The sequence below is a fragment of the Niallia sp. M35 genome (genome assembly GCF_050971705.1).
GTDB lineage: Bacteria > Bacillota > Bacilli > Bacillales > Cytobacillaceae > Niallia > Niallia circulans_A.
Genome location: NZ_JBPCEP010000028.1, coordinates 30,959 through 52,256, shown reverse-complemented (window position 1 = coordinate 52,256; position 21,298 = coordinate 30,959). Strand labels below are relative to the sequence as shown.

22 protein-coding genes and 1 tRNA gene are annotated in these 21,298 nt (G+C 35.6%); 16 read left to right on the top strand and 7 right to left on the bottom strand.

The annotated features are described in order from the left end of the window. Positions 1-18: 18 nt before the first annotated feature. The 5 genes from NiCM35_RS25615 to tsaD all read left to right on the top strand — a co-directional run bounded on the left by NiCM35_RS25615 (position 19) and on the right by tsaD (position 2,946). Positions 19-92, top strand: a tRNA-Met gene (locus NiCM35_RS25615). Positions 93-306: 214 nt separating this feature from the next. Next, positions 307-762 (top strand): tRNA (adenosine(37)-N6)-threonylcarbamoyltransferase complex ATPase subunit type 1 TsaE, encoded by a 456-nt coding sequence (gene tsaE / locus NiCM35_RS25610; protein ID WP_095332924.1) that lies wholly within the window; start codon positions 307-309, stop codon positions 760-762. After that, complete coding sequence (gene tsaB, locus NiCM35_RS25605; protein ID WP_047943322.1) at positions 759-1,475, top strand: tRNA (adenosine(37)-N6)-threonylcarbamoyltransferase complex dimerization subunit type 1 TsaB; 717 nt, start codon at positions 759-761, stop codon at positions 1,473-1,475. Before tsaE ends, tsaB begins: the two co-directional genes overlap by 4 nt. After that, the gene (rimI, locus tag NiCM35_RS25600; RefSeq protein WP_095332926.1) at positions 1,475-1,921 is read left to right on the top strand and encodes a ribosomal protein S18-alanine N-acetyltransferase; all 447 of its coding nucleotides are present in this window, start codon (positions 1,475-1,477) and stop codon (positions 1,919-1,921) included. The genes tsaB and rimI overlap by 1 nt, the downstream gene beginning before the upstream one ends. Then, positions 1,918-2,946, top strand: a complete 1,029-nt coding sequence (gene tsaD / locus NiCM35_RS25595) for a tRNA (adenosine(37)-N6)-threonylcarbamoyltransferase complex transferase subunit TsaD (protein ID WP_095332928.1) — start codon at positions 1,918-1,920, stop codon at positions 2,944-2,946. The genes rimI and tsaD overlap by 4 nt, the downstream gene beginning before the upstream one ends. A 206-nt stretch (positions 2,947-3,152) precedes the next feature. Here the strand turns inward: tsaD and NiCM35_RS25590 are convergent, their stop codons facing one another. Further along, the gene (locus tag NiCM35_RS25590; RefSeq protein ID WP_095332930.1) at positions 3,153-5,081 is read right to left on the bottom strand and encodes an ABC-F family ATP-binding cassette domain-containing protein; all 1,929 of its coding nucleotides are present in this window, start codon (positions 5,079-5,081) and stop codon (positions 3,153-3,155) included. Positions 5,082-5,220: 139 nt separating this feature from the next. Here NiCM35_RS25590 and moaC point away from each other — a divergent pair, with 139 nt between their 5' ends. Beyond that, positions 5,221-5,706, top strand: coding sequence for a cyclic pyranopterin monophosphate synthase MoaC (gene moaC / locus NiCM35_RS25585; protein ID WP_095332932.1), 486 nt, complete (start codon positions 5,221-5,223; stop codon positions 5,704-5,706). A 39-nt stretch (positions 5,707-5,745) separates the two neighbouring features. After that, complete coding sequence (locus tag NiCM35_RS25580; protein WP_123260057.1) at positions 5,746-6,426, top strand: redox-sensing transcriptional repressor Rex; 681 nt, start codon at positions 5,746-5,748, stop codon at positions 6,424-6,426. 168 nt (positions 6,427-6,594) lie between these two features. Here the strand turns inward: NiCM35_RS25580 and NiCM35_RS25575 are convergent, their stop codons facing one another. Then, a complete protein-coding gene (locus NiCM35_RS25575) occupies positions 6,595-6,816 on the bottom strand; it encodes a YdiK family protein (protein ID WP_095332936.1) in 222 nt (73 codons plus the stop codon). Position 6,817: 1 nt separating this feature from the next. Beyond that, positions 6,818-7,552, bottom strand: a complete 735-nt coding sequence (locus NiCM35_RS25570) for a CPBP family intramembrane glutamic endopeptidase (RefSeq protein WP_095332938.1) — start codon at positions 7,550-7,552, stop codon at positions 6,818-6,820. A gap of 353 nt (positions 7,553-7,905) precedes the next feature. Between NiCM35_RS25570 and groES the strand changes: the two genes are divergently transcribed. From groES to NiCM35_RS25555, 3 genes are all read left to right on the top strand, one after another. Then, the gene (gene groES / locus NiCM35_RS25565; RefSeq protein ID WP_047943330.1) at positions 7,906-8,190 is read left to right on the top strand and encodes a co-chaperone GroES; all 285 of its coding nucleotides are present in this window, start codon (positions 7,906-7,908) and stop codon (positions 8,188-8,190) included. Positions 8,191-8,262: 72 nt separating this feature from the next. Continuing rightward, positions 8,263-9,897 (top strand): chaperonin GroEL, encoded by a 1,635-nt coding sequence (gene groL / locus NiCM35_RS25560; protein ID WP_047943331.1) that lies wholly within the window; start codon positions 8,263-8,265, stop codon positions 9,895-9,897. A 586-nt stretch (positions 9,898-10,483) separates the two neighbouring features. Then, positions 10,484-10,879, top strand: coding sequence for a VOC family protein (locus NiCM35_RS25555; protein WP_171509249.1), 396 nt, complete (start codon positions 10,484-10,486; stop codon positions 10,877-10,879). 539 nt (positions 10,880-11,418) lie between these two features. On the opposite strand, the gene NiCM35_RS25550 is transcribed toward NiCM35_RS25555, so the two are convergent. The 4 genes from NiCM35_RS25550 to NiCM35_RS25535 form a co-directional block, all read right to left on the bottom strand. Beyond that, positions 11,419-11,559, bottom strand: coding sequence for a hypothetical protein (locus tag NiCM35_RS25550; protein ID WP_156485486.1), 141 nt, complete (start codon positions 11,557-11,559; stop codon positions 11,419-11,421). 364 nt (positions 11,560-11,923) lie between these two features. Next, positions 11,924-12,268 carry a hypothetical protein gene (locus NiCM35_RS25545; protein ID WP_095332942.1) on the bottom strand — a complete coding sequence of 115 codons (345 nt, stop codon included), beginning with the start codon at positions 12,266-12,268 and terminating at the stop codon, positions 11,924-11,926. A 186-nt stretch (positions 12,269-12,454) separates the two neighbouring features. Continuing rightward, entirely contained in the window at positions 12,455-13,741 is a 1,287-nt protein-coding gene (locus tag NiCM35_RS25540) for an MFS transporter (protein ID WP_433780873.1), read from the bottom strand. 1 nt (position 13,742) lies between these two features. Further along, a complete protein-coding gene (locus NiCM35_RS25535) occupies positions 13,743-14,339 on the bottom strand; it encodes a winged helix-turn-helix domain-containing protein (protein ID WP_123260039.1) in 597 nt (198 codons plus the stop codon). Positions 14,340-14,715: 376 nt separating this feature from the next. Here NiCM35_RS25535 and NiCM35_RS25530 point away from each other — a divergent pair, with 376 nt between their 5' ends. The 6 genes from NiCM35_RS25530 (at position 14,716) to NiCM35_RS25505 (ending at position 21,253) form a co-directional block, all read left to right on the top strand. Continuing rightward, complete coding sequence (locus tag NiCM35_RS25530) at positions 14,716-15,954, top strand: MFS transporter (protein WP_433780872.1); 1,239 nt, start codon at positions 14,716-14,718, stop codon at positions 15,952-15,954. A 21-nt stretch (positions 15,955-15,975) separates the two neighbouring features. After that, complete coding sequence (locus NiCM35_RS25525; RefSeq protein ID WP_433780874.1) at positions 15,976-17,436, top strand: glycoside hydrolase family 32 protein; 1,461 nt, start codon at positions 15,976-15,978, stop codon at positions 17,434-17,436. Between the two features lie 252 nt (positions 17,437-17,688). Next, on the top strand, positions 17,689-18,060 hold the full coding sequence (locus tag NiCM35_RS25520; protein WP_095332946.1) for a DUF956 family protein: 372 nt from the start codon (positions 17,689-17,691) through the stop codon (positions 18,058-18,060). Between the two features lie 451 nt (positions 18,061-18,511). Next, a complete protein-coding gene (locus NiCM35_RS25515; protein WP_095332948.1) occupies positions 18,512-19,483 on the top strand; it encodes a mannose/fructose/sorbose PTS transporter subunit IIA in 972 nt (323 codons plus the stop codon). 34 nt (positions 19,484-19,517) lie between these two features. After that, a complete protein-coding gene (locus NiCM35_RS25510) occupies positions 19,518-20,324 on the top strand; it encodes a PTS mannose/fructose/sorbose transporter subunit IIC (protein ID WP_047943343.1) in 807 nt (268 codons plus the stop codon). Positions 20,325-20,341: 17 nt separating this feature from the next. Next, positions 20,342-21,253 (top strand): PTS system mannose/fructose/sorbose family transporter subunit IID, encoded by a 912-nt coding sequence (locus tag NiCM35_RS25505; protein WP_047943344.1) that lies wholly within the window; start codon positions 20,342-20,344, stop codon positions 21,251-21,253. Positions 21,254-21,298: the final 45 nt, after the last annotated feature.

The window sequence follows — 21,298 nt, the reverse complement described above, 5'->3', positions numbered from 1 at the left end:
TTTATTATTTTATATCGTCGCGGGGTGGAGCAGTCTGGTAGCTCGTCGGGCTCATAACCCGAAGGTCGCAGGTTCAAATCCTGTCCCCGCAATCAAACAATGAAAAATCCTTAGGAATAAAACCTAAGGATTTTTTTGTTCGTCTAGGATTTTTTTTAATGGAGAGACTGTGGATAACTAAATTAAAAATAAAGAAGCAAGATCAGAAGGTTTCCCTCAAAAAACAAAAGACTAGCTTTAGACTCAGTGGGTAATTGAGTATAATAAAAGATAATACCATTATTAAATTTGTATTAGGAGTAATTTATGAATAACTTTGAATGGAAGGCAGATAATGCGGAAGAAACAATTGGTTTTGCGGAGCGGATTGCATGGCTTTTACAAGCAGGAGATGTAATCACTTTAGAAGGTGATTTAGGAGCTGGCAAAACAACTTTTACAAAGGGAATAGCGAAAGGATTAGGGATAACTAAAACAGTTAATAGTCCCACCTTTACAATAATTAAAGAGTATCAAGGGAAATTACCATTGTATCATATGGATGTTTATCGTTTAAAGGATAGCGATGAGGATTTAGGATTTGATGAGTACTTTGAAGGAGCAGGCGTTACAGTAGTGGAATGGGCCCATTTGATTGAGGAGCAGCTACCAGTGGATTATCTGCAGATTAACTTATATTATGATAATACATCGGGAAGAAAAATTGTCTTATCACCTAAGGGCTCCCGTTATATGCAATTATGTAAGGAGTTATTTTCATGAAGATATTAGCAATAGATACATCAAATTTTGTTTTAGGGGTTGCCTTATATGAGAATGGGAAGGTAATCGGGGAGTATATTACAAACCTAAAAAAGAATCATTCGATTAGAGCAATGCCAGCAATTGAACAGTTAATGAAGGACTGTGATATTAAACCAAAGGATCTTTCTAAAATCGTGGTAGCAAAAGGTCCAGGATCTTATACAGGAGTGCGTATTGGTGTTACCATTGCGAAAACACTGGCTTGGACATTGAACATCCCACTTGTGGGTGTTTCTAGTTTAGAAGTGCTTGCTGCATCTGTGGGAAGATACTTTGATGGATATGTTTCTCCCTTATTTGATGCAAGAAGAGGACAGATTTACACAGGACTTTATCAATTTAGCAGAAATGATATTGAGATCGTAAAAAATGATCAGTTAATCCTTTCAACTGATTGGATAGAGGAACTTGTCCCATTAAAACAGCGAATATTGTTTGTAGGAAATGACTTACCTATACACCAAGATATCTTAACAGAAGGATTAGGAGAGTTTGCTCAGTTAACAGATGCTGTGGACTTTAATCCTAGACCGTCTATCCTTGCAATGTTAGGAGAAGCTAGAGAGGGAGAAGCGATACATACGTTTACCCCTAATTATATTCGCTTAGCAGAAGCAGAGGCCAATTGGTTGAAGGCAAATAAAATAGAGAAAAAGGAAGACAGGGGATAATGTCAACGTTTGAATTTCGCAATATGACAGTCGCGGATATCGATAATGTTTTTAAAATCGAAACGATTTCTTTTAGTACTCCATGGAGCAAAGAGGCTTTTTATAATGAGCTGACCCAAAATCGGTTTGCAAAATATATTGTCATCCAATATGAAGACGGTCTTGTTGGATATTGTGGTGTATGGATTGTTGTAGATGAAGCACATATTACAAATATCGCTATTCTGCCTGATTTCAGAGGGAAAAAACTTGGTGAAATGCTGCTTACAAAGATTATGGAAGAAGCAAGAAAGCTTGGTGCAACTACTATGACACTAGAAGTTCGTGTAACTAATGAAGTAGCACAAAATTTATATAGAAAACTTGGATTTCAAAATGGAGCAATCAGAAAGAAGTATTATACAGATAATCAAGAAGATGCTTTAGTAATGTGGGTGAAATTATGAAGAATAATAATGTAATAATAATGGGCATGGAAACAAGCTGTGATGAAACGGCTGTTTCTATTGTAAAAAACGGAACAGAAATCCTTTCTAATATTGTTTCTTCTCAAATAGAAAGTCATAAACGATTTGGCGGAGTAGTTCCCGAAATTGCTTCGAGACATCATGTGGAGCAAATTACGATTGTGATTGAAGAGGCCCTCTCAAAAGCAGAGATAAGCTATGAGGATATTGATGCTATTGCTGTAACAGAAGGTCCTGGTTTAGTAGGTGCTCTTTTAATAGGGGTAAATGCAGCTAAAGCAATAAGTTTTGCACATGATATCCCCTTAGTTGGTGTACATCATATTGCAGGACATATATATGCTAATCGACTTGTGGATAACTTAGAATTTCCTTTATTAGCTCTTGTGGTTTCTGGTGGACATACCGAATTAGTGTTAATGAAAGAGCATGGCCATTTTGAGGTTATTGGAGAAACAAGGGATGATGCGGCTGGCGAAGCATATGATAAAGTTGCAAGGACGCTCCAGCTTCCTTATCCAGGTGGACCTCATATTGATCGATTAGCAGGAGAAGGAAACCCAAAAGCTGTTAAGCTTCCAAGAGCATGGATAGAAGGTACGTATGATTTTAGTTTCAGTGGATTAAAATCAGCAGTTATCAACACTGTGCATAACGCTGAACAACGTGGTGAAGTTATTAGACCAGAGGACTTGGCTGCTAGTTTTCAGGAAAGTGTAGTGGATGTATTAGTTTCAAAGACTTTGGAAGCAGCAAAGGAATACAAGGTAAAACAAGTTGTATTAGCGGGCGGTGTTGCTGCTAACAAGGGTTTAAGAAGAGTACTTGCCGAGAAATTTAAACAGTTAGATTCAGTTAAGTTAACCATTCCTCCATTATCTTTATGTACAGATAATGCAGCAATGATAGCAGCAGCTGGCACAGTTTTCTTCGAAAAAGGACAGCGAGCACACCTGGATTTAAACGGAAATCCAGGATTAGATATAACTATCCACAACGAGTAGGAATAAGTCTTTTTACTTAAATGCATAGAAAAGAATAATTGTGAATAAATATGATGTTATATACATATTATGTGGATATTGTGTATAACTTATTATCGTTTTGTGGATAATGTGGGTAAATATGTGGAAAGCTTATATAATAACTCTTTAATATGTGGATAATAATGTGGAAAAAAAGTACTGGGTATTGGTATACCCAGTACTTTTTACTTATCTGACAATTCGGTCCATTCATCCATTAAACGATCAATTTGACCTTTTAACTGTTCAAGGCTGTTATTTAACTCTAAAACCTTAGCATGATTCTGAAAGATTTCAGGTTCACATAGGAGAGTTTCCTGTTCTGATACTTTTAATTCTAGTTCTTCGATCGTTGTTTCAATTTCTTCAATTCTTCTTATTCTTTGTCTTTCTAGCTTTTTTGCTTCCTTATCCATCTGGTAAGATGTCTTTTCTTCTGTACCATTGTCACGTTCAACCTGAATAGAAGCCGTTGCTTCCAATGCTTTAATCTCTGCTTGTTCTAATTTTTTTTCCACATAATAGTCGTAGTCACCTAGAAATTCTGTAGATCCTTCTGCACTTAATTCAATCACTTTTGTTGCGATTCTATTTATAAAATAACGATCATGTGAAACAAATAAAATGGTGCCCGGATAATCAATTAGAGCATTCTCCAGTACTTCTTTACTATCTAAATCTAAATGGTTAGTTGGCTCGTCCAAAATTAATACATTGGGTTTTTCCATCATTAATTTGGACAATGCTAAACGCGCTTTTTCCCCGCCGCTTAATGAGTTAACTGTTTTTAAAACATCATCACCAGAGAATAAGAAGTTACCAAGCACTGTTCGGATATCTTTTTCAGGAGTTAGTGGGAAGTCATCCCATAATTCATTTAATACGCGTTTGTTTGATGTCAATTCTGCTTGTTCTTGATCATAGTAGCCGAGCATGACATTTGATCCAAGTGAAATGGAGCCAGCATGCTTTGGCAGCTTTTCAATAATTGTCTTTAATAAAGTAGATTTACCAACACCATTTGGTCCGACTAATGCCACGCTATCTCCTCGTTTTATTTGGAAGGATATGTGTTTGGAGACAGTATTATCTTTATAACCAATAGAAAGATCATCCATTTTTAAAACATCATTTCCTGTTTGTTTTGTAATTTCAAACCCAAAAGAAGCTGATTTTTCATTTCCGTCTGGACGATCCATCCGTTCCATTTTATCCAATGTCTTTCTACGGCTTTGTGCTCTTTTGGTAGTAGATGCACGTGCTAAGTTTTTTTGAATAAATGTTTCTAGTTTGGCAATTTCATCTTGCTGCTTTTCATAAAGTTTCATTTCACGCTCATAATTTTCTGCTTTTTGCTCAAGATAACCGCTATAGTTACCGAGAAACTTTTGAATATGATGTCTGGATATTTCATAGACTTGTGTTACTACTTTGTCAAGGAAGTAACGGTCATGGGAAACGATTAAGACGGCTCCTTTATAGCCTTGCAAGTATTGCTCTAACCAGGAAAGTGTTTCAATATCTAAATGGTTAGTCGGCTCATCTAGAATTAAAATATCTGGTGTCGTAAGCAGTAGTTTAGCTAATGCCAGTCTTGTTTTCTGCCCACCACTTAAAGAGGAAATTTTAGTGCTGTAATCGAATGTATTAAAGTTAAGTCCGTGTAAAACGGAACGAATATCTGCTTCGTATTGATAGCCGCCACTTTCCTTAAATTCGTATTGCAGATTGTCATATTCTTTTAAAATTTTCTCAAAAGCATCTGGGTTCTCGATAGTGCCAGGATCCGACATCTGTTGTTCCAGTTTTCTTAAATGCTTCTCTTTAATTTGAAGTTCGTGGAATACAGTTAACATCTCATCCCAAATGGAAAGATTTGATTCAAGCCCTGTATTTTGGGCGAGATAGCCTATTTCGACATTTTTCGGTTTTATGATTTCACCAGAGTCATAAGACAGTTGTCCTGCAATTATTTTTAATAAGGTAGACTTCCCGGCACCATTTCTTCCCACGAGAGCGATTCTATCTCTTGCTTGTACTTCTAATTTTATATTTGATAAGATAAGTTCAGCTCCAAAGTGTTTGGTTAGCTGATTTACTTGTAATAGTATCATTTCTTCACCTCAGGGGATTATGTACCATAAGTGTAACCTAAAAATACGTTATACTGCAATAAAGGTGAAATGGGAAAAAAGTGATAATAAATACACATTCTCTTTAAAATAGTGTATCATTTTGCTTAGAGGTGTTATTATGGGGGAGTTTACACATTTTAATCATGAGGGCCGTGCAAAAATGGTTGATATCTCAGAAAAAAGTGAAACCGTTCGCATAGCTACTGCTCAATCTAGCATTAAAGTAAGGGAAGAAATCTATCAGAAAATCACAAATTTAGAAATCAAAAAAGGGGATGTCTTAGCTGTTGGGCAAGTGGCAGGAATTATGGCTGCTAAGAAAACGGCTGATATTATCCCTATGTGTCACCCAATTATGTTGAAGGGTGTCGATATATCGTTTCGATGGGAAGAAGAGGCAGGATTTTTCCACCTAATTATTTCAGCAACGGTAAAGACAGTTGGGAGTACGGGTGTGGAAATGGAAGCCTTAACTGCTGCTTCTGTTACAGCGTTAACTATTTATGATATGTGTAAAAGCATGGATAAAGGGATGGTAATTGGGCACACCTATTTAGTTGAGAAATCAGGTGGAAAAAGCGGCAATTACAAAAGAGAGCAGTAGAAATAACTGCTAATTTTTAAATATAGGTAGGGGATAAGTATGCATAATGAGGTAATGAAGATACCGCAGGCAACAGCGAAGCGGTTACCATTATATTATCGTTTTTTAAAAAACTTACATTCATCGGGAAAGCAGAGAGTGTCTTCCGCTGAATTAAGTGAAGCAGTAAAGGTTGATTCTGCTACAATAAGACGGGATTTTTCTTATTTTGGTGCTCTTGGAAAAAAGGGATATGGTTATAATGTAAACTATTTATTGTCATTTTTCCGTAAAACATTAGATCAAGATGAACTAACAAAGGTTGCTTTAATTGGTGTTGGTAATCTTGGGGTTGCCTTTTTAAAATATAACTTCTTAAAAAATAATAACACAAAAATAGAAGTGGGATTCGATGTGATAGAAGAAAAGATTGGCACTTTAGTGAACGATGTGCCGATTCATCATATGGATGATCTAGAGAAAGTTCTACAAGAAAATGGAGTAGAAGTGGCGATATTAACGGTTCCTGCAAGTGCTGCTCAGGTAATTACTGATCGTTTAGTGGAAAGTAATATTAAAGGAATATTGAACTTTACTCCTGCTCGTCTAAATGTGCCATCAAATGTACGAGTTCATCATATTGACTTAGCAGTAGAGCTGCAATCTCTTGTTTATTTCTTAAAACATTATCCTACTCCGGATGCGGAAGTAGAAGTAGAGGTTGAGGAAACGGAAGAATAAAAAGGAAATGCGTGTATAAGAGTGTATAGGGAACTACATTCTTATACACGCATTTTTTTAAAGAAAATTGTACTCGTTGATTTCCAATAGAAGTCAACGGACTTCTACTCTAATCAGCTCTATTAAGGGTAATCTTCGTTTGCTCATCTCCTGTAAATTGCCTTTCGATTATTGTTTTGGTTTTTTAGTATCGCGTTGGTTTTTTTTCAGGAAAAAGTGAAAATTGATTAGCTTAATTCCTGAACCGATATCAAAGGTTGCGAGGATGACTAGTAAATATGTATAGAATCCCCATTCTTGGTTTCGTTGTAAATCATGTACTGCAAAGTATATAAAGAAAGCTCCAAATATAATATATATAATTCCTGAAAATAGCGGTGATCTTCTCATTTTATAAAAATCCTCCAATAAAGTGTGTGACGCCTGAGTACTTTTCCTGCCATTCGATAATTCTATCATAGTTTAATTGCATGATAACTACGAACGAATTCATTGCGACATGAGCGAAGATCGGCACAAGGATTCTTTTGGTCCTCACATATAGGAAAGCAAATGTAAATCCCATGCTTGCATATAGTAGAATATGGGTGAAATCTCTATGAGCAACCGCAAAGATAAGGGAACTAATTAGTGCAGAGATAAAAAATCCGAACCGCTTATATAGGGAGCCGAAAATAATTTTACGAAACACTATTTCCTCGAGAATGGGTCCAATCACACTTACTACGATAATGACAAGAGGTGCAGCATTAATAAGCTGCATGATTTGCTCTGTGTTTTCCGATCCAGCTTCTATGCCTAATAGTCGTTCGATTATGCCTGCAAAGGTTTGTGCAAATAAAGATAGAAAAATCCCCCCAATTGCCCAGCCGATAGAAGAAGGAATATTCATCATATCGGAGCGCATTGGATTTCTCATTTCTTTTCTTAACAGAAAAAGACAGATTATAAGGGTAACGACAAAACTAAATATCAACCAAATAATGTTAGATTGAAATTGAATCGCTTTAGATGCTGGGTTATATCCAAGCAAACCAGCGATAAAGAGAATAACAGGAACTCCAACAAAAGTAGAGAGCTGCATGGCAATGTAAGCTATGATGATAATCCAATATTCTTTTTTCAAAATAAAAGCTCCTTTAAATAATGATGGTTTAAAAGTTTGTGACAAAGGAATTATATCTAACCTAATCTGTCTTATTATATTGAAGATAACAGACAATCATACTTTCTATTCTACTAATAAGGAGTGCTTTGTTTCAAATAGTAGCAACTAAAATAATAGAAAGAATGAATATTTAAGGCGTAAAGGTATATACTTTGTAAGGGCAAAAGCAACTAGAAAAAAATTTACAAAAAAATAAGTCTTGTCTCTTGCATTCTGAGAAAAGATTAATTAATATAATAATTGTGTTAGCACTCATTGTGATTGAGTGCTAATAATAAAAATTTGTATATAATTTGAGGAGGTTGTTTCACTTGTTAAAGCCATTAGGAGATCGCATTATTATTGAGCTTGTTGAAACAGAAGAAAAAACTGCAAGTGGTATCGTATTACCAGACTCTGCTAAAGAAAAGCCTCAAGAAGGTAAAGTAGTAGCTGTAGGAACTGGTCGTGTACTAGACAACGGAGAACGTGCTGCGCTTGAAGTATCTGTTGATGACCGCATTATCTTCTCAAAATACTCTGGTACTGAAGTGAAGTACGAAGGGAAAGAATACTTAATCCTTCGCGAAAGCGACATTTTAGCTATTATTGGCTAATTTTATTTTAACATAAGAGATTACTGATTATAAAAATACATGAGATAACAATACTTGAGGAGGTTTTTCAAAATGGCTAAAGATATTAAATTTAGTGAAGAAGCTCGCCGTGCAATGCTGCGTGGGGTAGACGCTCTAGCAGACGCTGTTAAAGTAACGCTTGGACCAAAAGGACGCAACGTGGTTCTTGAGAAAAAATATGGTTCACCACTTATTACAAATGATGGTGTAACAATTGCAAAAGAAATCGAATTAGAAGATGCGTTTGAAAACATGGGTGCAAAACTAGTTGCAGAAGTAGCAAGCAAAACAAATGATGTTGCTGGAGACGGTACAACAACAGCAACAGTTCTAGCACAAGCAATGATTCGTGAAGGACTTAAAAACGTTACTGCTGGAGCTAACCCAATGGGTATCCGTAAAGGGATGGACAGAGCAATCTCAACTGCGATTGAGGAATTAAAAGCTATCTCTAAACCAATCGAAGGCAAAGCTTCTATTGCACAAGTTGCTGCTATTTCTTCTGCAGATGAAGAAGTAGGACAATTAATTGCTGAAGCAATGGAACGCGTTGGTAACGATGGTGTTATCACAATCGAAGAATCAAAAGGTTTCACTACTGAGCTAGACGTAGTAGAAGGTATGCAGTTCGACCGTGGATATGTATCACCTTACATGGTAACTGACTCAGATAAAATGGAAGCTGTTCTTGAAAATCCATATATCTTAATTACAGATAAAAAGATTACAAACATTCAAGAAATTTTACCAGTGTTAGAGCAAGTTGTTCAACAAGGTAAACCATTATTAATCGTTGCCGAAGACGTTGAAGGCGAAGCAAATGCTACATTAGTATTAAACAAACTTCGCGGTACGTTCACTGCAGTAGCTGTTAAAGCTCCTGGATTCGGTGATCGTCGTAAAGCAATGCTAGAAGATATCGCTGTTTTAACAGGCGGTCAAGTAATTACAGAAGATCTTGGCTTAGAGCTTAAGACAACATCTATTGAATCATTAGGTCGCGCTGCAAAAGTAGTAATCACAAAAGAAACTACAACAATTGTAGAAGGTGCTGGTTCAACAGAAGATATCCAAGCACGTGTAAATCAAATCCGTGTTCAATTAGAAGAAACTACTTCTGAATTTGACCGTGAAAAATTACAAGAACGTCTTGCAAAACTTTCTGGTGGTGTAGCAGTAGTGAAAGTTGGTGCTGCAACAGAAACAGAATTAAAAGAACGCAAACTACGTATCGAAGATGCTCTAAACTCTACTCGCGCTGCTGTGGAAGAAGGTATCGTAGCAGGTGGTGGTACAGCACTTCTAAACGTATACAATAAAGTAGCTGCTATCCAAGCAGAAGGCGACGAAGCAACTGGTATCAATATCGTTCTACGCGCGATCGAAGAACCAGTTCGTCAAATCGCATTCAACGCAGGTCTAGAAGGATCCGTAATCGTTGAAAAATTGAAAAACGAACCAGTAGGAACAGGATTCAACGCTGCTAACGGCGAATGGGTAAACATGATTGAAGCTGGTATCGTTGACCCAACTAAAGTTACTCGTTCTGCATTACAAAACGCAGGTTCAGTAGCTGCAATGTTCTTAACTACTGAAGCTGTCGTAGCTGACAAGCCAGAGCCAGCTGGTCAAGGTGCTGCAATGCCTGACATGGGTGGCATGGGCGGAATGGGCGGCATGATGTAGAATAGCTAATAAAACCTTATTATATCAAGGTTTTACAGGCTAGTATGTCTTAATAGGCACCAAAAAGGTGCCAACATTCCGAAATTAGAAGCTTCTCATTAGTTCCGCAAACTTTTGAGAGGCTTCTTTTTTCTGTCTTTAGTAATGTGAAGATAAACTTGTGTAGTTATTTCATCTTCTGTATGTCCCAACCGATCCATGATTTGAAGTAATTCAATGCCATAAAGCTTAGCGGTTACACTATTTTTTATTTTATTTCCCCACTCATTTGCGAATTTTTCTTTTTTTAAATCAGTGTGGTTCTTTACAGAGTCCATTCACATAAATCAGAATGTAGTCATAATTTTTAGAATCCATAGTTGTAATAGTAACTTATCAATATTTTACATTTTCCGCTGTATAAACAAGTTTCTCTTGTTTCTTTTTAACTTTTCTTCTTCCTCAGCTTTCTGTTCTTTCTCTCGTTCCTTTTCAATGGGGAGGATTTTTACAGTGGTGTAGATAGTGGGATTTTTATACCTTTATAATTGTAGCTCTAAATTATCTGATAAAATAATCTATATAGATTAGAAAAGGAGGCCATCCATTGTCAAAAGGTCTTATTCACCATATTGAAATATATGTTTCAAATTTGAAAAGTTCAATCACCTTTTGGGGGTGGTTTTTAGAGGAATTAGGATATGAGTCTTTTCAATCGTGGGAAAGTGGACATAGCTGGAAACTCGGAGAGACATATATTGTTTTCGTACAAGCAGAAGAACGGTTTATGGACATACCTTACCATAGATGTCGGGTAGGTCTAAACCATTTGGCATTCCACGCAAGTTCTCGTCAACAAATAGACGATATGACAAGAAAGTTAGAACAAAAAGGTGTTAAAATCCTTTATACCGATAAGCATCCCTATGCAGGAGGGGAAAAACATTACGCGGTTTATTTTGAAGATCCGGATAGAATTAAGGTTGAATTGGTAGCACCTTGACCACTATATTTATAGAGCTTTTAACATCTCAACAGTTTTGTAACTGGATTTTTGACATGCTAAAATAGTATTTCATTAAAGAATAGAATATTTATAAGGAATAAAAAGTGATGGAAAAACTCCATCACTTTATAGGCTTCTCATCAGTTCACCAAGCTTTTGAGAGGCTTCTTTTTTTCTGTCATTAGTAATGTGTATGTTCCTACCGGTCCATGATTTGAAGTAATTCATTTCCTGTTTCTGCTAAAAGAAAAGTGTGTATGTCTTAATGAGTGAGGGGTTAATCGTTTGTGGATAGCTGGCGTTAATGGTATGTTCTCCAAAGTCAATACCTTTCCACTTAAAGGCTTATAATCCTCCAGCCCGCAATCTAGGTATAGGCAAGAATTAAGAAAATTACATAGTCATTTGGATATTCGAGCTTTTGGCTGCATCAAGGAATATCATCATTTTTAATCCTTCGGGAGGGAGAGAAGGAAAGGCATAATTGTTTCATAAAAGTAAATCAATAAAGGTTCCAATGTATTACTGTACAAAATTTAATAAGCCCAGCACGGAACTGGATGTTCTGAACCACCACAGTCAGAAATCATTGGTTTCACATCTGAACCAAATACTGGTGATGACACAGAGAAAATTAATCCAAAAACCATTGTAATTTTCAAGAGATTTTTTTTCATGAATTCACCGCCTTTCAAACGTAATAAGTATATTTATGGTATATCAAATACTGGAATTATTAAAGGAATAGAATTCCACAAAAAACTAAAAGATTCGACATGAAGTGAAAACAGATAACTAAAGTGAAGCAAGGAGGAGTAAAGTTGGCTAAGGTTTTAGACGATGTCGTGGGAGTATGGTGTTTTAGTTTGATATAGAAAATGAAGACATCGTTTTCATGAAATTAACAAGAATTAGATACGGAAATATGTGATGGACGAAAGCTAATAGTTAAACGTAAGGAAAGTAGATAACAGCTGTGCAATCGGAAAAGAAAAGCTCTTATTTAATACAAAAAGCGTGAGAGAATTCACGCTTCTATTATTACTGACGTTTTTTTAATTGGAGATTCCCTTTAAAGATAATAACAGCATTGAAAGCTTCATATAAAGCATAAACGGGATAGCAAAATGCTAGGAAAATTATTGCTGTAGGAATTTTTTCCACAATAGGAAAGAAGTTAGTTAAAAAGTTTTTGACAGTGACACCAAGTAAAATAAAGAGAGGAATTATGATTATTGTTACTAAAATTAATATTGGTGTCATCTTTGTTTCTTTTAACTTAGCCTTACAATGCGGGCATTTCATATTAAATGGTGATGGAAAATCTTCAAAATGTTCGATTGTAAGAGATTTGTTACAGTTAGGGCATGGGGTAGATGTTTTCATAATTCATTTCTTTCTCCTTAGTATAGATTTAAATACATTATAAGTTGTAATTATTTTAATAGAAAGTAAATTTTATACAAAAATCAACTTAAATGAACAGTACAAAGCTTATCCGCAGAAAGGAGAGTAAGAGATGATCAATAAAGAAGTATGTTGATGAGAACTTCTAGACTATAGTTGGTTTATTTAGCCTGAGTTGGATTTTTGATTTTTTACATGTAATCCATAATCTTCAGCATTCATTTTAACTGGCTGTGGCAATTTCCTTAATGTAGAATTTAAAATCCAAAAAATTGATATGAATAAAAATCCAAAACTTAATAATCCGAAGACTAGGGTAATATCAAGAATTGTAGCAACGTAACCGCCTAAAAGGGAACCGATAGGCATCATTAAAGTCCCGATACTAGCTGCCACCGTAATAGTTCTCGCAACCAATTTCTGTGGAATCATTCCTAATATAGCTGAATTCATGACAACATTGGTTACACCTAAAGGTATCCAAGCAAAACCAAACAATATAATAGATAAAGTTTTTGAAGGCATAAAGATGGAACTAATCCAAAAACAAAATCCTATAATAAATGCTATAATTGTCAAAGTACCTAAAGGGAATTTTCCCATAATACTCCCCAATAGAGCTCCTATTAATGTTCCTGCTGATAATGCTGCCATTAAATATCCATATGTCTCAGAACCACCAAGGTATTCACCGTATACTGGTAAAATAGCAAGGGTCGCCCCAATTGCAAAGTTTGCAACAACTATCGATACAAATAATTTAGCAATGATAGAACCAAAAACAAATTTAAATCCATCAGTTAATTCTAACCAATAATTCTTAAGTAATTGTTTCAGTTTTCTTTGTTTATTATCTGGTATTAAGACATCTGGATCCTCATTAACAGAAATTCTAATTGATACAAATAATACGGCAGCAATAAAAAATACTATGGAATCTATAATGAATAACGTTACTACTCCTAATAATGAAATTAGTATACCCGCAATTGCATTAAAAGCCATATCAATGCCTTGATAAGCAAAACTAAATAATGAATTACCTTTAACTAATTCATCTTTTTTCAATATCAAAGGTAAAGCAGCTGTTTGAGCCGGGTATGCGAATTGATTTAGCAAAGATATCAAAGGAATTATAATTAGTACTGTAGTTACATTTAAATAATTGAATTGATGCGCAATCGGAATAATAGCTATAAGTATGCCTTGAACAAGCTGAGTAATAAATAGGGTTTTTCTTAAAGACCAACGATCAACCAATGGACCTGCTAAAAATTGTATTGCTTGTGGTAACAAGGCTAAAAAGCCTGCTAATCCAGTGTGAAATGCTGATCCTCCTAATTCATATACTAACCACATTGCTGCAATATAATAGATACTGTCTGCCATATTAGTTATAATTCTTCCGGAAAATAATCGTGTAAACCTCCAGTTTCTAAATAAGGATATCATTTTAAAATTCACCTTTTTCCTTTTTTACTTCGAAACCTACACTTGAAATATAAAAAGTGCTTATATCTTCTTGGTCCGTATTTTCCATATTTGCTAATTCATTTAAAAGATTATGATACTTTTTTTTCCACTTCATAAACTGTTGTCGATTAATATTAACTTTTGTTTGAATAGAAATTAATGGCCAATCCATATATTCTCCTGAAGATATTGAAAATGATTCCTCGGGAGCAACAATTGCCTCATTTCTTGCATTTGACAAAATTGAATATATTGAAGTTCTAATTGATTCATTCATTTCATTGAGGTGAGGAAAAAGCTTTTGGTCGATAACAATATCTGTTCCATAAGTCTTATAAAATTTCTGTGCAATCCCATTTAGTAATTCCGTTTTTTCAATATATATTATCTTAACTTTTTCAAGTTCCTTTAAATGGTAATGCACCTTAGGGGCAGGGATATTTAAAATATCCCCAATTTGTTTCCCCGTTTTGGATTGGTTTGTTATTTCGGAAAAGATTCTTATTCTTAAGGGATCACTAATCGCTTTTAATTGATCGTAAGATTTAATCAATAATAAATTTGTAGAGGACATCATTCAATACTCCTTTAACGTTCAAATTTATTTGAATGTTATCATATAATTTTTAGTTTTACAATTATTTTATTTATTTAGATTAAAGAGAACTTCTTCTTTTAAAAGATACATTTGGAATTTATTAAACTTTATTTCTTGTATTAATGTTTATAGAGGTAAAAATGAAAGCGAATTTAGGGATCCTCTATTCAAATAAAGCTTCCAGTAAAAGTACTAAAAGGAACAATAGCTTAAAAGATTGTTTAGTAGATTATTTTTCTGTTTATTATGTCAACGGGTTGACATATGGAACCGGTTGACATAGAATGATCATTGAAAGTGCTTTCAGTATTTGTTTGGGTTTGTTTTTCTAAATTACTGTAAAGGAGATATGAAAATGAAGAGTTCAAAAAGTCTTTATTGGAAATTAAGTGCATATTTTTTCTTTTTCTTTTTCACTTGGTCATCCAGCTATTCCTTATTTTCAATTTGGTTAGGGCAAGAGGTTAATTTAAATGGGGCGGAAACAGGTATTATCTTTTCTGTAAACGCTATCTTTGCTTTGTGTATGCAACCGTTATATGGATATATTTCAGACAAAATTGGCTTAAAGAAAAACATCTTATTTTTCATTAGTTTATTACTTGTATTTGTTGGACCTTTTTATATCTATGTTTATGGGCCATTATTACAATACAATGTAATGGTGGGTGCAATCGTAGGGGGACTTTACCTAGGTTCTGCCTTTCTAGCAGGAATTGGAGCAATTGAATCGTATATTGAAAAAGTAGGACGTAAGTACAACTTTGAATATGGGAAATCAAGAATGTGGGGCTCTTTAGGCTGGGCGGCAGCGACTTTTTTCGCTGGCCAATTATTTAATATTAATCCTAATATCAACTTTTGGATTGCTTCTGTCTCAGCTATAATCTTAGTCGCCATCATTATTTCGGTACAAGTTGAAATTTCAAATCAGGAGATGGAAAGAGCAGATTCAGTAAAATTAAAAGATGTTGGACAATTGTTTCTTTTAAAGGACTTTTGGTTATTGATGATGTATGTAATTGGGGTCACCTGTGTTTATAGTGTTTATGATCAGCAGTTTCCAATTTATTATTCATCTTTATTCCCAACAAAGGAATTAGGAAATCAAGTATTTGGATACTTAAATTCCTTCCAAGTTTTTTTAGAGGCAGGAATGATGTTCCTTGCTCCGTTTATTGTAAATAAGCTTGGACCGAAAAAAAGTTTACTCTTAGCGGGTTATTTAATGGCTTTCCGAATTATTGGTTCGGGGCTAGTTGCAGGACCAATCGGAATATCAGCAATGAAATTGATTCATGCAGTTGAACTGCCAATCATGTTAATTGCAATCTTTAAATATTTGGCAGCAAACTTCGATACACGCTTGTCATCTGTGTTATATTTAGTTGGTTTCCAATTTTCGTCACAAGTTGGTGCTTCGATTCTGTCGCCTGTAGCGGGTAATTTATATGATAGTATTGGCTTCCGTCAATCGTATATCATTATGGGAATTTCAGTACTTTTATTTTCCACTATTTCAATTTTTACTTTATTAAATTCAGATAAAAACATAGTCAATAAAACTTCAAAAAATTTGAAAGAGATTAGTTAGGAGGCTTTTCAGATGAAAACAATTGATAAACTGTTACAAGCGGAAGAAGCTCTTCAAAATGCAAAGAAAAAAATCAACAATCGTTATCGTTTAGGTTACCATATTATGGCTCCAGCAAACTGGATAAATGATCCTAATGGATTAGTACAGTATAAGGGGGAATACCATGTATTCTATCAACATCACCCATACGATGAAAATTGGGGGCCTATGCATTGGGGGCATGTGAAAAGTAAAGACTTGGTTCACTGGGAACACTTGCCGATTGCTCTTGCTCCAACAGAAGATTATGAAAAAGATGGTTGTTTTTCAGGAAGCGCAGTTGATCATAACGGGATCCTGACATTAATTTATACAGGGAATATCTTTATTGATCAAGAAAAAGATATTCTTGATCAATCACAATGTATCGCGACAAGTAATGATGGTATTCATTTTACAAAGGAAATTGCAAATCCAGTAATTACAAGGCATCCAGAGGAAGGGTCCGGGCATTTTCGCGACCCGAAAGTGTGGAAACTCGGGGATTATTGGTATATGGTATTAGGTACTCGAAAAGGGGATATTGGAAAAGCAGTTCTTTATAAATCAATAGATTTAAGAAAATGGGAGTATCTTGGTGTTTTGGCTGAAAGCGATGGAACTCTTGGATATATGTGGGAGTGTCCTGATTTCTTTGAACTGGACGGAAAGTATGTCTTATTATTTTCGCCACAAGGGATAGAAGCAAAAGGAGATTTATATAATAATTTATTTCAAACAGGATATTTAGTTGGTGAATATAATTACGAAACAAATGAGTTTGTACACGGTGCTTTTATTGAGTTGGATAATGGACATGATTTTTATGCTGTTCAAACATTCCTGGATAATAAAGGTCGCCGTATCTCCATTGGTTGGATGGATATGTGGGAGTCAAACATGCCATCGAAGGAAGATGGATGGTGTGGAGCGTTAACACTGCCAAGGGAACTAAAATTAGGGGAAGATAATAAAATTTTAATGAATCCTGTTGAAGAGTTAACTTTATTGCGGGAAACAGAGAGAACTGTATGTAAAAATCATATTTTATCCAGTGTTTATTTCGTTGAAATAAAAGAGGATCTACTTGAATTGAGAGTAGAGTTTGACTTGGCAAAAACATCAGCTGAGGCTGTCGGCTTAAAAATTTGTGGGATCAATCAAGAAAAGACAACCATCATGTATCAAAAAGAGAATAAAAAGTTAGTATTGGATTGTTCAAAGTCTGGTAAGGAGGAAGATGGGATTAGAAGTACAATGCTTAAATCAGACCAGTTACTTTCTCTCAGGGTGTTTATTGATCGATCCTCTATAGAGATATTCGCCAATGATGGAGAGGTATCAATGACTAGTCGAATATATCCAAAGGAGGAAAGATTAGGTGTAGAACTTTTTCTGGAAAATGGCGAAGCACAAGTAATTGATTTTACTTATTGGGTATTAAAAGATATTTGGAGATAAATAGCTAAGGAACAGGTGTTATCCACTTGTTCCTTATTTTATATTTCCTAATAAGTCAATTCTGTTTAGACTATTCAAGTTTTTACTAATAAAATACTAGACTATTAATACGAGAGATCTCCGATAGATATAACATCTTCTATATTACTCAATCCAAATTCTTAAGATAATGTGAACTCTCCCAGAGTATTTGCTTAAAGCAAAAAAAGACGTATAATTATTAGTATTAAAAGATAGAAATGGAGTAAACAAATGGTCCAATCAATTAATACAAAAGTCGATTTAGTTATGAACGCAACCTCACACACAGGAATCTCAGAATATGGGAAGATTATGATTGGGGACAAGGGCTTTGAATTCTTTAATAGCCGTGATGCTCGCAAGTTTATCCAGATTCCTTGGGAAGAGGTGGATTATGTAATTGCTTCTATCATGTTCAAGGGGAAATGGATTCCGCGTTATTCTATCCAAACGAAGCGAAATGGGACATATACATTTTCCTCTAAAGACCCGAAAAAAGTTTTACGGACAATTCGTGAGTACGTTGATCCGAAGCGTATGGTTCAATCGTTGAGTTTCTTTGATGTTATTAAACGCGGATTAAAGGGTAAGTCGAAAAAATAATAGATCCGCAGTAGAATGGATAGAGGAAAAAACTATTGCAATTAAAGAATCATAGCATTGTTTGGGAGAGAGGGTTTCAGAAAATGATAGCGGAATCAAAAAAAATAATTTCCCTATTGAAAGAGAAAATCCAGTGTGCTATAATTTTTTTGCAAGCTTACTAAAGTGAAGCAGAAGGATATTAATTACTCCGTTTAAAGCGTTTACAGAATAAATTGAATAACTATCGTCATTATTTTACGTGTTACTGATTCGATCAGGCATGAGTAAAAAAGTATGATTGAATGAAGGGAATAGGGGCATTCTATACCTATAACTTCATTTAAATCGACTTTTTACTCATGCCTTTTTTATTTTTATCAAACACTGTAATCGCTTTTATGTAATCGCTTTAGATGAGTTGGAAAAATGCAGCTTGATAGCTGTAAAAATAATAATGGGAGGTAAAAAGATGGTAGGAATTATCATTGCTAGTCATGGTGAATTTGCCAGTGGTATCTTGCAATCTGGAGCAATGATCTTCGGAGAGCAAGAAAATGTAAAAGCTGTTACATTGATGCCAAGCGAAGGACCTGCAGATGTAAAGGCAAAAATGCAAGAAGCGATCGCCTCTTTCGATAACCAAGACGAAGTACTATTCTTAGTTGATCTTTGGGGTGGAACTCCTTTCAACCAAGCCAATAGCTTGTTTGAAGAACATAATGAAAAATGGGCAATTGTTGCTGGTATGAACTTACCAATGTTGATTGAAGCTTATGCATCACGCTTTACAATGAACACTGCACATGAAATTGCCGCACATATTTTAGGAACAGCTAAAGAAGGAGTTAAAGTAAGACCTGAAGCTTTAGAACCAGCAGAAACAGCTGCTAATACGACTGCTCAGCCAGCAAGTGCAGGTGCTCCTGGAAAATTTGAATATGTGTTAGCACGTATTGATTCTCGTTTACTTCATGGACAAGTAGCAACTGCTTGGACAAAAACGACACAGCCTACCCGTATTATTGTTGTCTCTGATGAAGTAGCGAAGGATGAACTTCGGAAGAAATTAATCCAACAGGCTGCTCCTCCAGGAGTAAAAGCACATGTTGTTCCAGTGAAAAAAATGATCGAACTTGCAAAAGATGATCAACATTTTGGTGGTCAACGCGCTTTACTACTATTTGAAAATCCACAAGATGCTCTTAGAGCAGTTGAGGGTGGTGTTCCATTAAAGACAATCAACGTAGGTTCTATGGCACACTCACCTGGTAAAGTTCAGCCGAATAAGGTGTTAGCTTTTAACCAAGACGATATTGATGCATTTGCGAAGTTAAAAGAAGCTGGTTTAAGCTTTGATGTACGTAAAGTTCCGAATGATTCAAAAGGTAATATGGATGAAATAATCAAGAAAGCACAAGATGAATTAAATAGACGAAAATAATCCGAATATCAAAGAAAAAGGAGGATTAATAAACATGGATTTAAATATGATTCAAATATTATTAGTCATTATTGTAGCGTTTTTAGCTGGTGTTGAAGGAATCCTGGATGAATTCCACTTTCACCAACCAATCATTGCCTGTACGTTAATCGGCTTAGTTACAGGAGAATTAGTACCATGTCTTATCTTAGGTGGTACCCTTCAAATGATCGCTTTAGGTTGGGCGAACATCGGGGCTGCAGTAGCACCGGATGCTGCACTAGCATCAGTTGCATCTGCCATTATTTTAGTTTTAAGTGGTCAAGGAGATGCCGGTGTATCTTCTGCTATTGCGATTGCAGTTCCACTTGCAGTTGCTGGTTTATTATTAACTATCATCGTTCGTACAATTGCAACAGGATTGGTGCATTTGATGGATGCGGCGGCGAAAGAAGGAAACATTAAAAAAGTTGAACTATGGCATATTTTTGCGATTATCTTACAAGGATTACGTATTGCTATTCCAGCTGCATTAATTATCGCTATTGGAGCAGGTCCTGTGAGTGACTTACTTACAGCAATGCCAGATTGGTTGACAAACGGTTTAGCAATCGGTGGGGGAATGGTCGTAGCTGTTGGTTACGCAATGGTTATTAACATGATGGCTACAAAAGAAGTATGGCCATTCTTTGCGATTGGTTTCGTATTAGCGACTGTTTCACAAATTACACTTATTGGTCTTGGGGCTATCGGTGTGGCTCTTGCTCTTATCTATCTTGCGCTTTCTAACAAAGGCGGTTCTGGTAATGGCGGAAATGGGAACACTGGTGATCCACTAGGCGATATTATCGATAATTACTAAGAAGGAGGGGACAGAAAATGGAAAAAGCATTTAAATTATCAAAAAAAGATCGTATTTCGGTTTGGTGGCGTTCCACGTTTATTCAAGGTTCTTGGAACTATGAACGTATGCAAAACGGTGGTTGGGCATTTGCCATGATTCCTGCTATAAAAAGATTATATAAATCAAAAGAAGATCGTGCGGAAGCACTAAAACGTCACTTAGAGTTCTTTAATACACATCCTTATGTGGCTTCACCTATTCTTGGTGTAACATTAGCACTTGAAGAAGAGCGTGCTAATGGAGCACCAGTGGATGATAAAGCAATTCAAGGGGTTAAAGTCGGAATGATGGGACCATTAGCTGGTATTGGAGATCCAGTTTTCTGGTTTACAGTGAAGCCAATCCTTGGTGCTTTGGCTGCTTCTCTTGCTTTAACTGGTAATATTCTTGGACCAATTATTTACTTCTTTGCTTGGAACCTTATCCGCATGGGATTCACTTGGTATACACAAGAAGTTGGCTACAAAGCTGGTTCAAAAATTACGGATGACTTATCTGGTGGGTTGCTACAAAACATTACAAAAGGGGCATCGATTCTCGGGATGTTTATCCTCGGTGCACTCGTAAACCGGTGGGTATCGGTCAAATTTACCCCTGTTGTATCGTCAGTAGAGCTTGATGAAGGTGCTTATATTGATTGGGATAAATTACCTGCTGGAGCAGAGGGGATTAAGACCGCCTTGGAACAGCAAGCTGCTGGTCTTTCATTAGATCCAATAAAAGTAACTACATTACAAAGCAACTTAGATAGCTTAATTCCTGGTTTAGCTGGATTATTGTTAACACTTCTTTGTATGTGGCTGCTTAGAAAGAAAGTTTCTCCAATCGTTATGATTCTTGGCTTATTCGTGGTAGGTATTGTATTCCACCTAATTCACTTAATGTAAGTAAGACAATATAAAAGAGAAAAGCACCTCCTAGTATGATTTTTT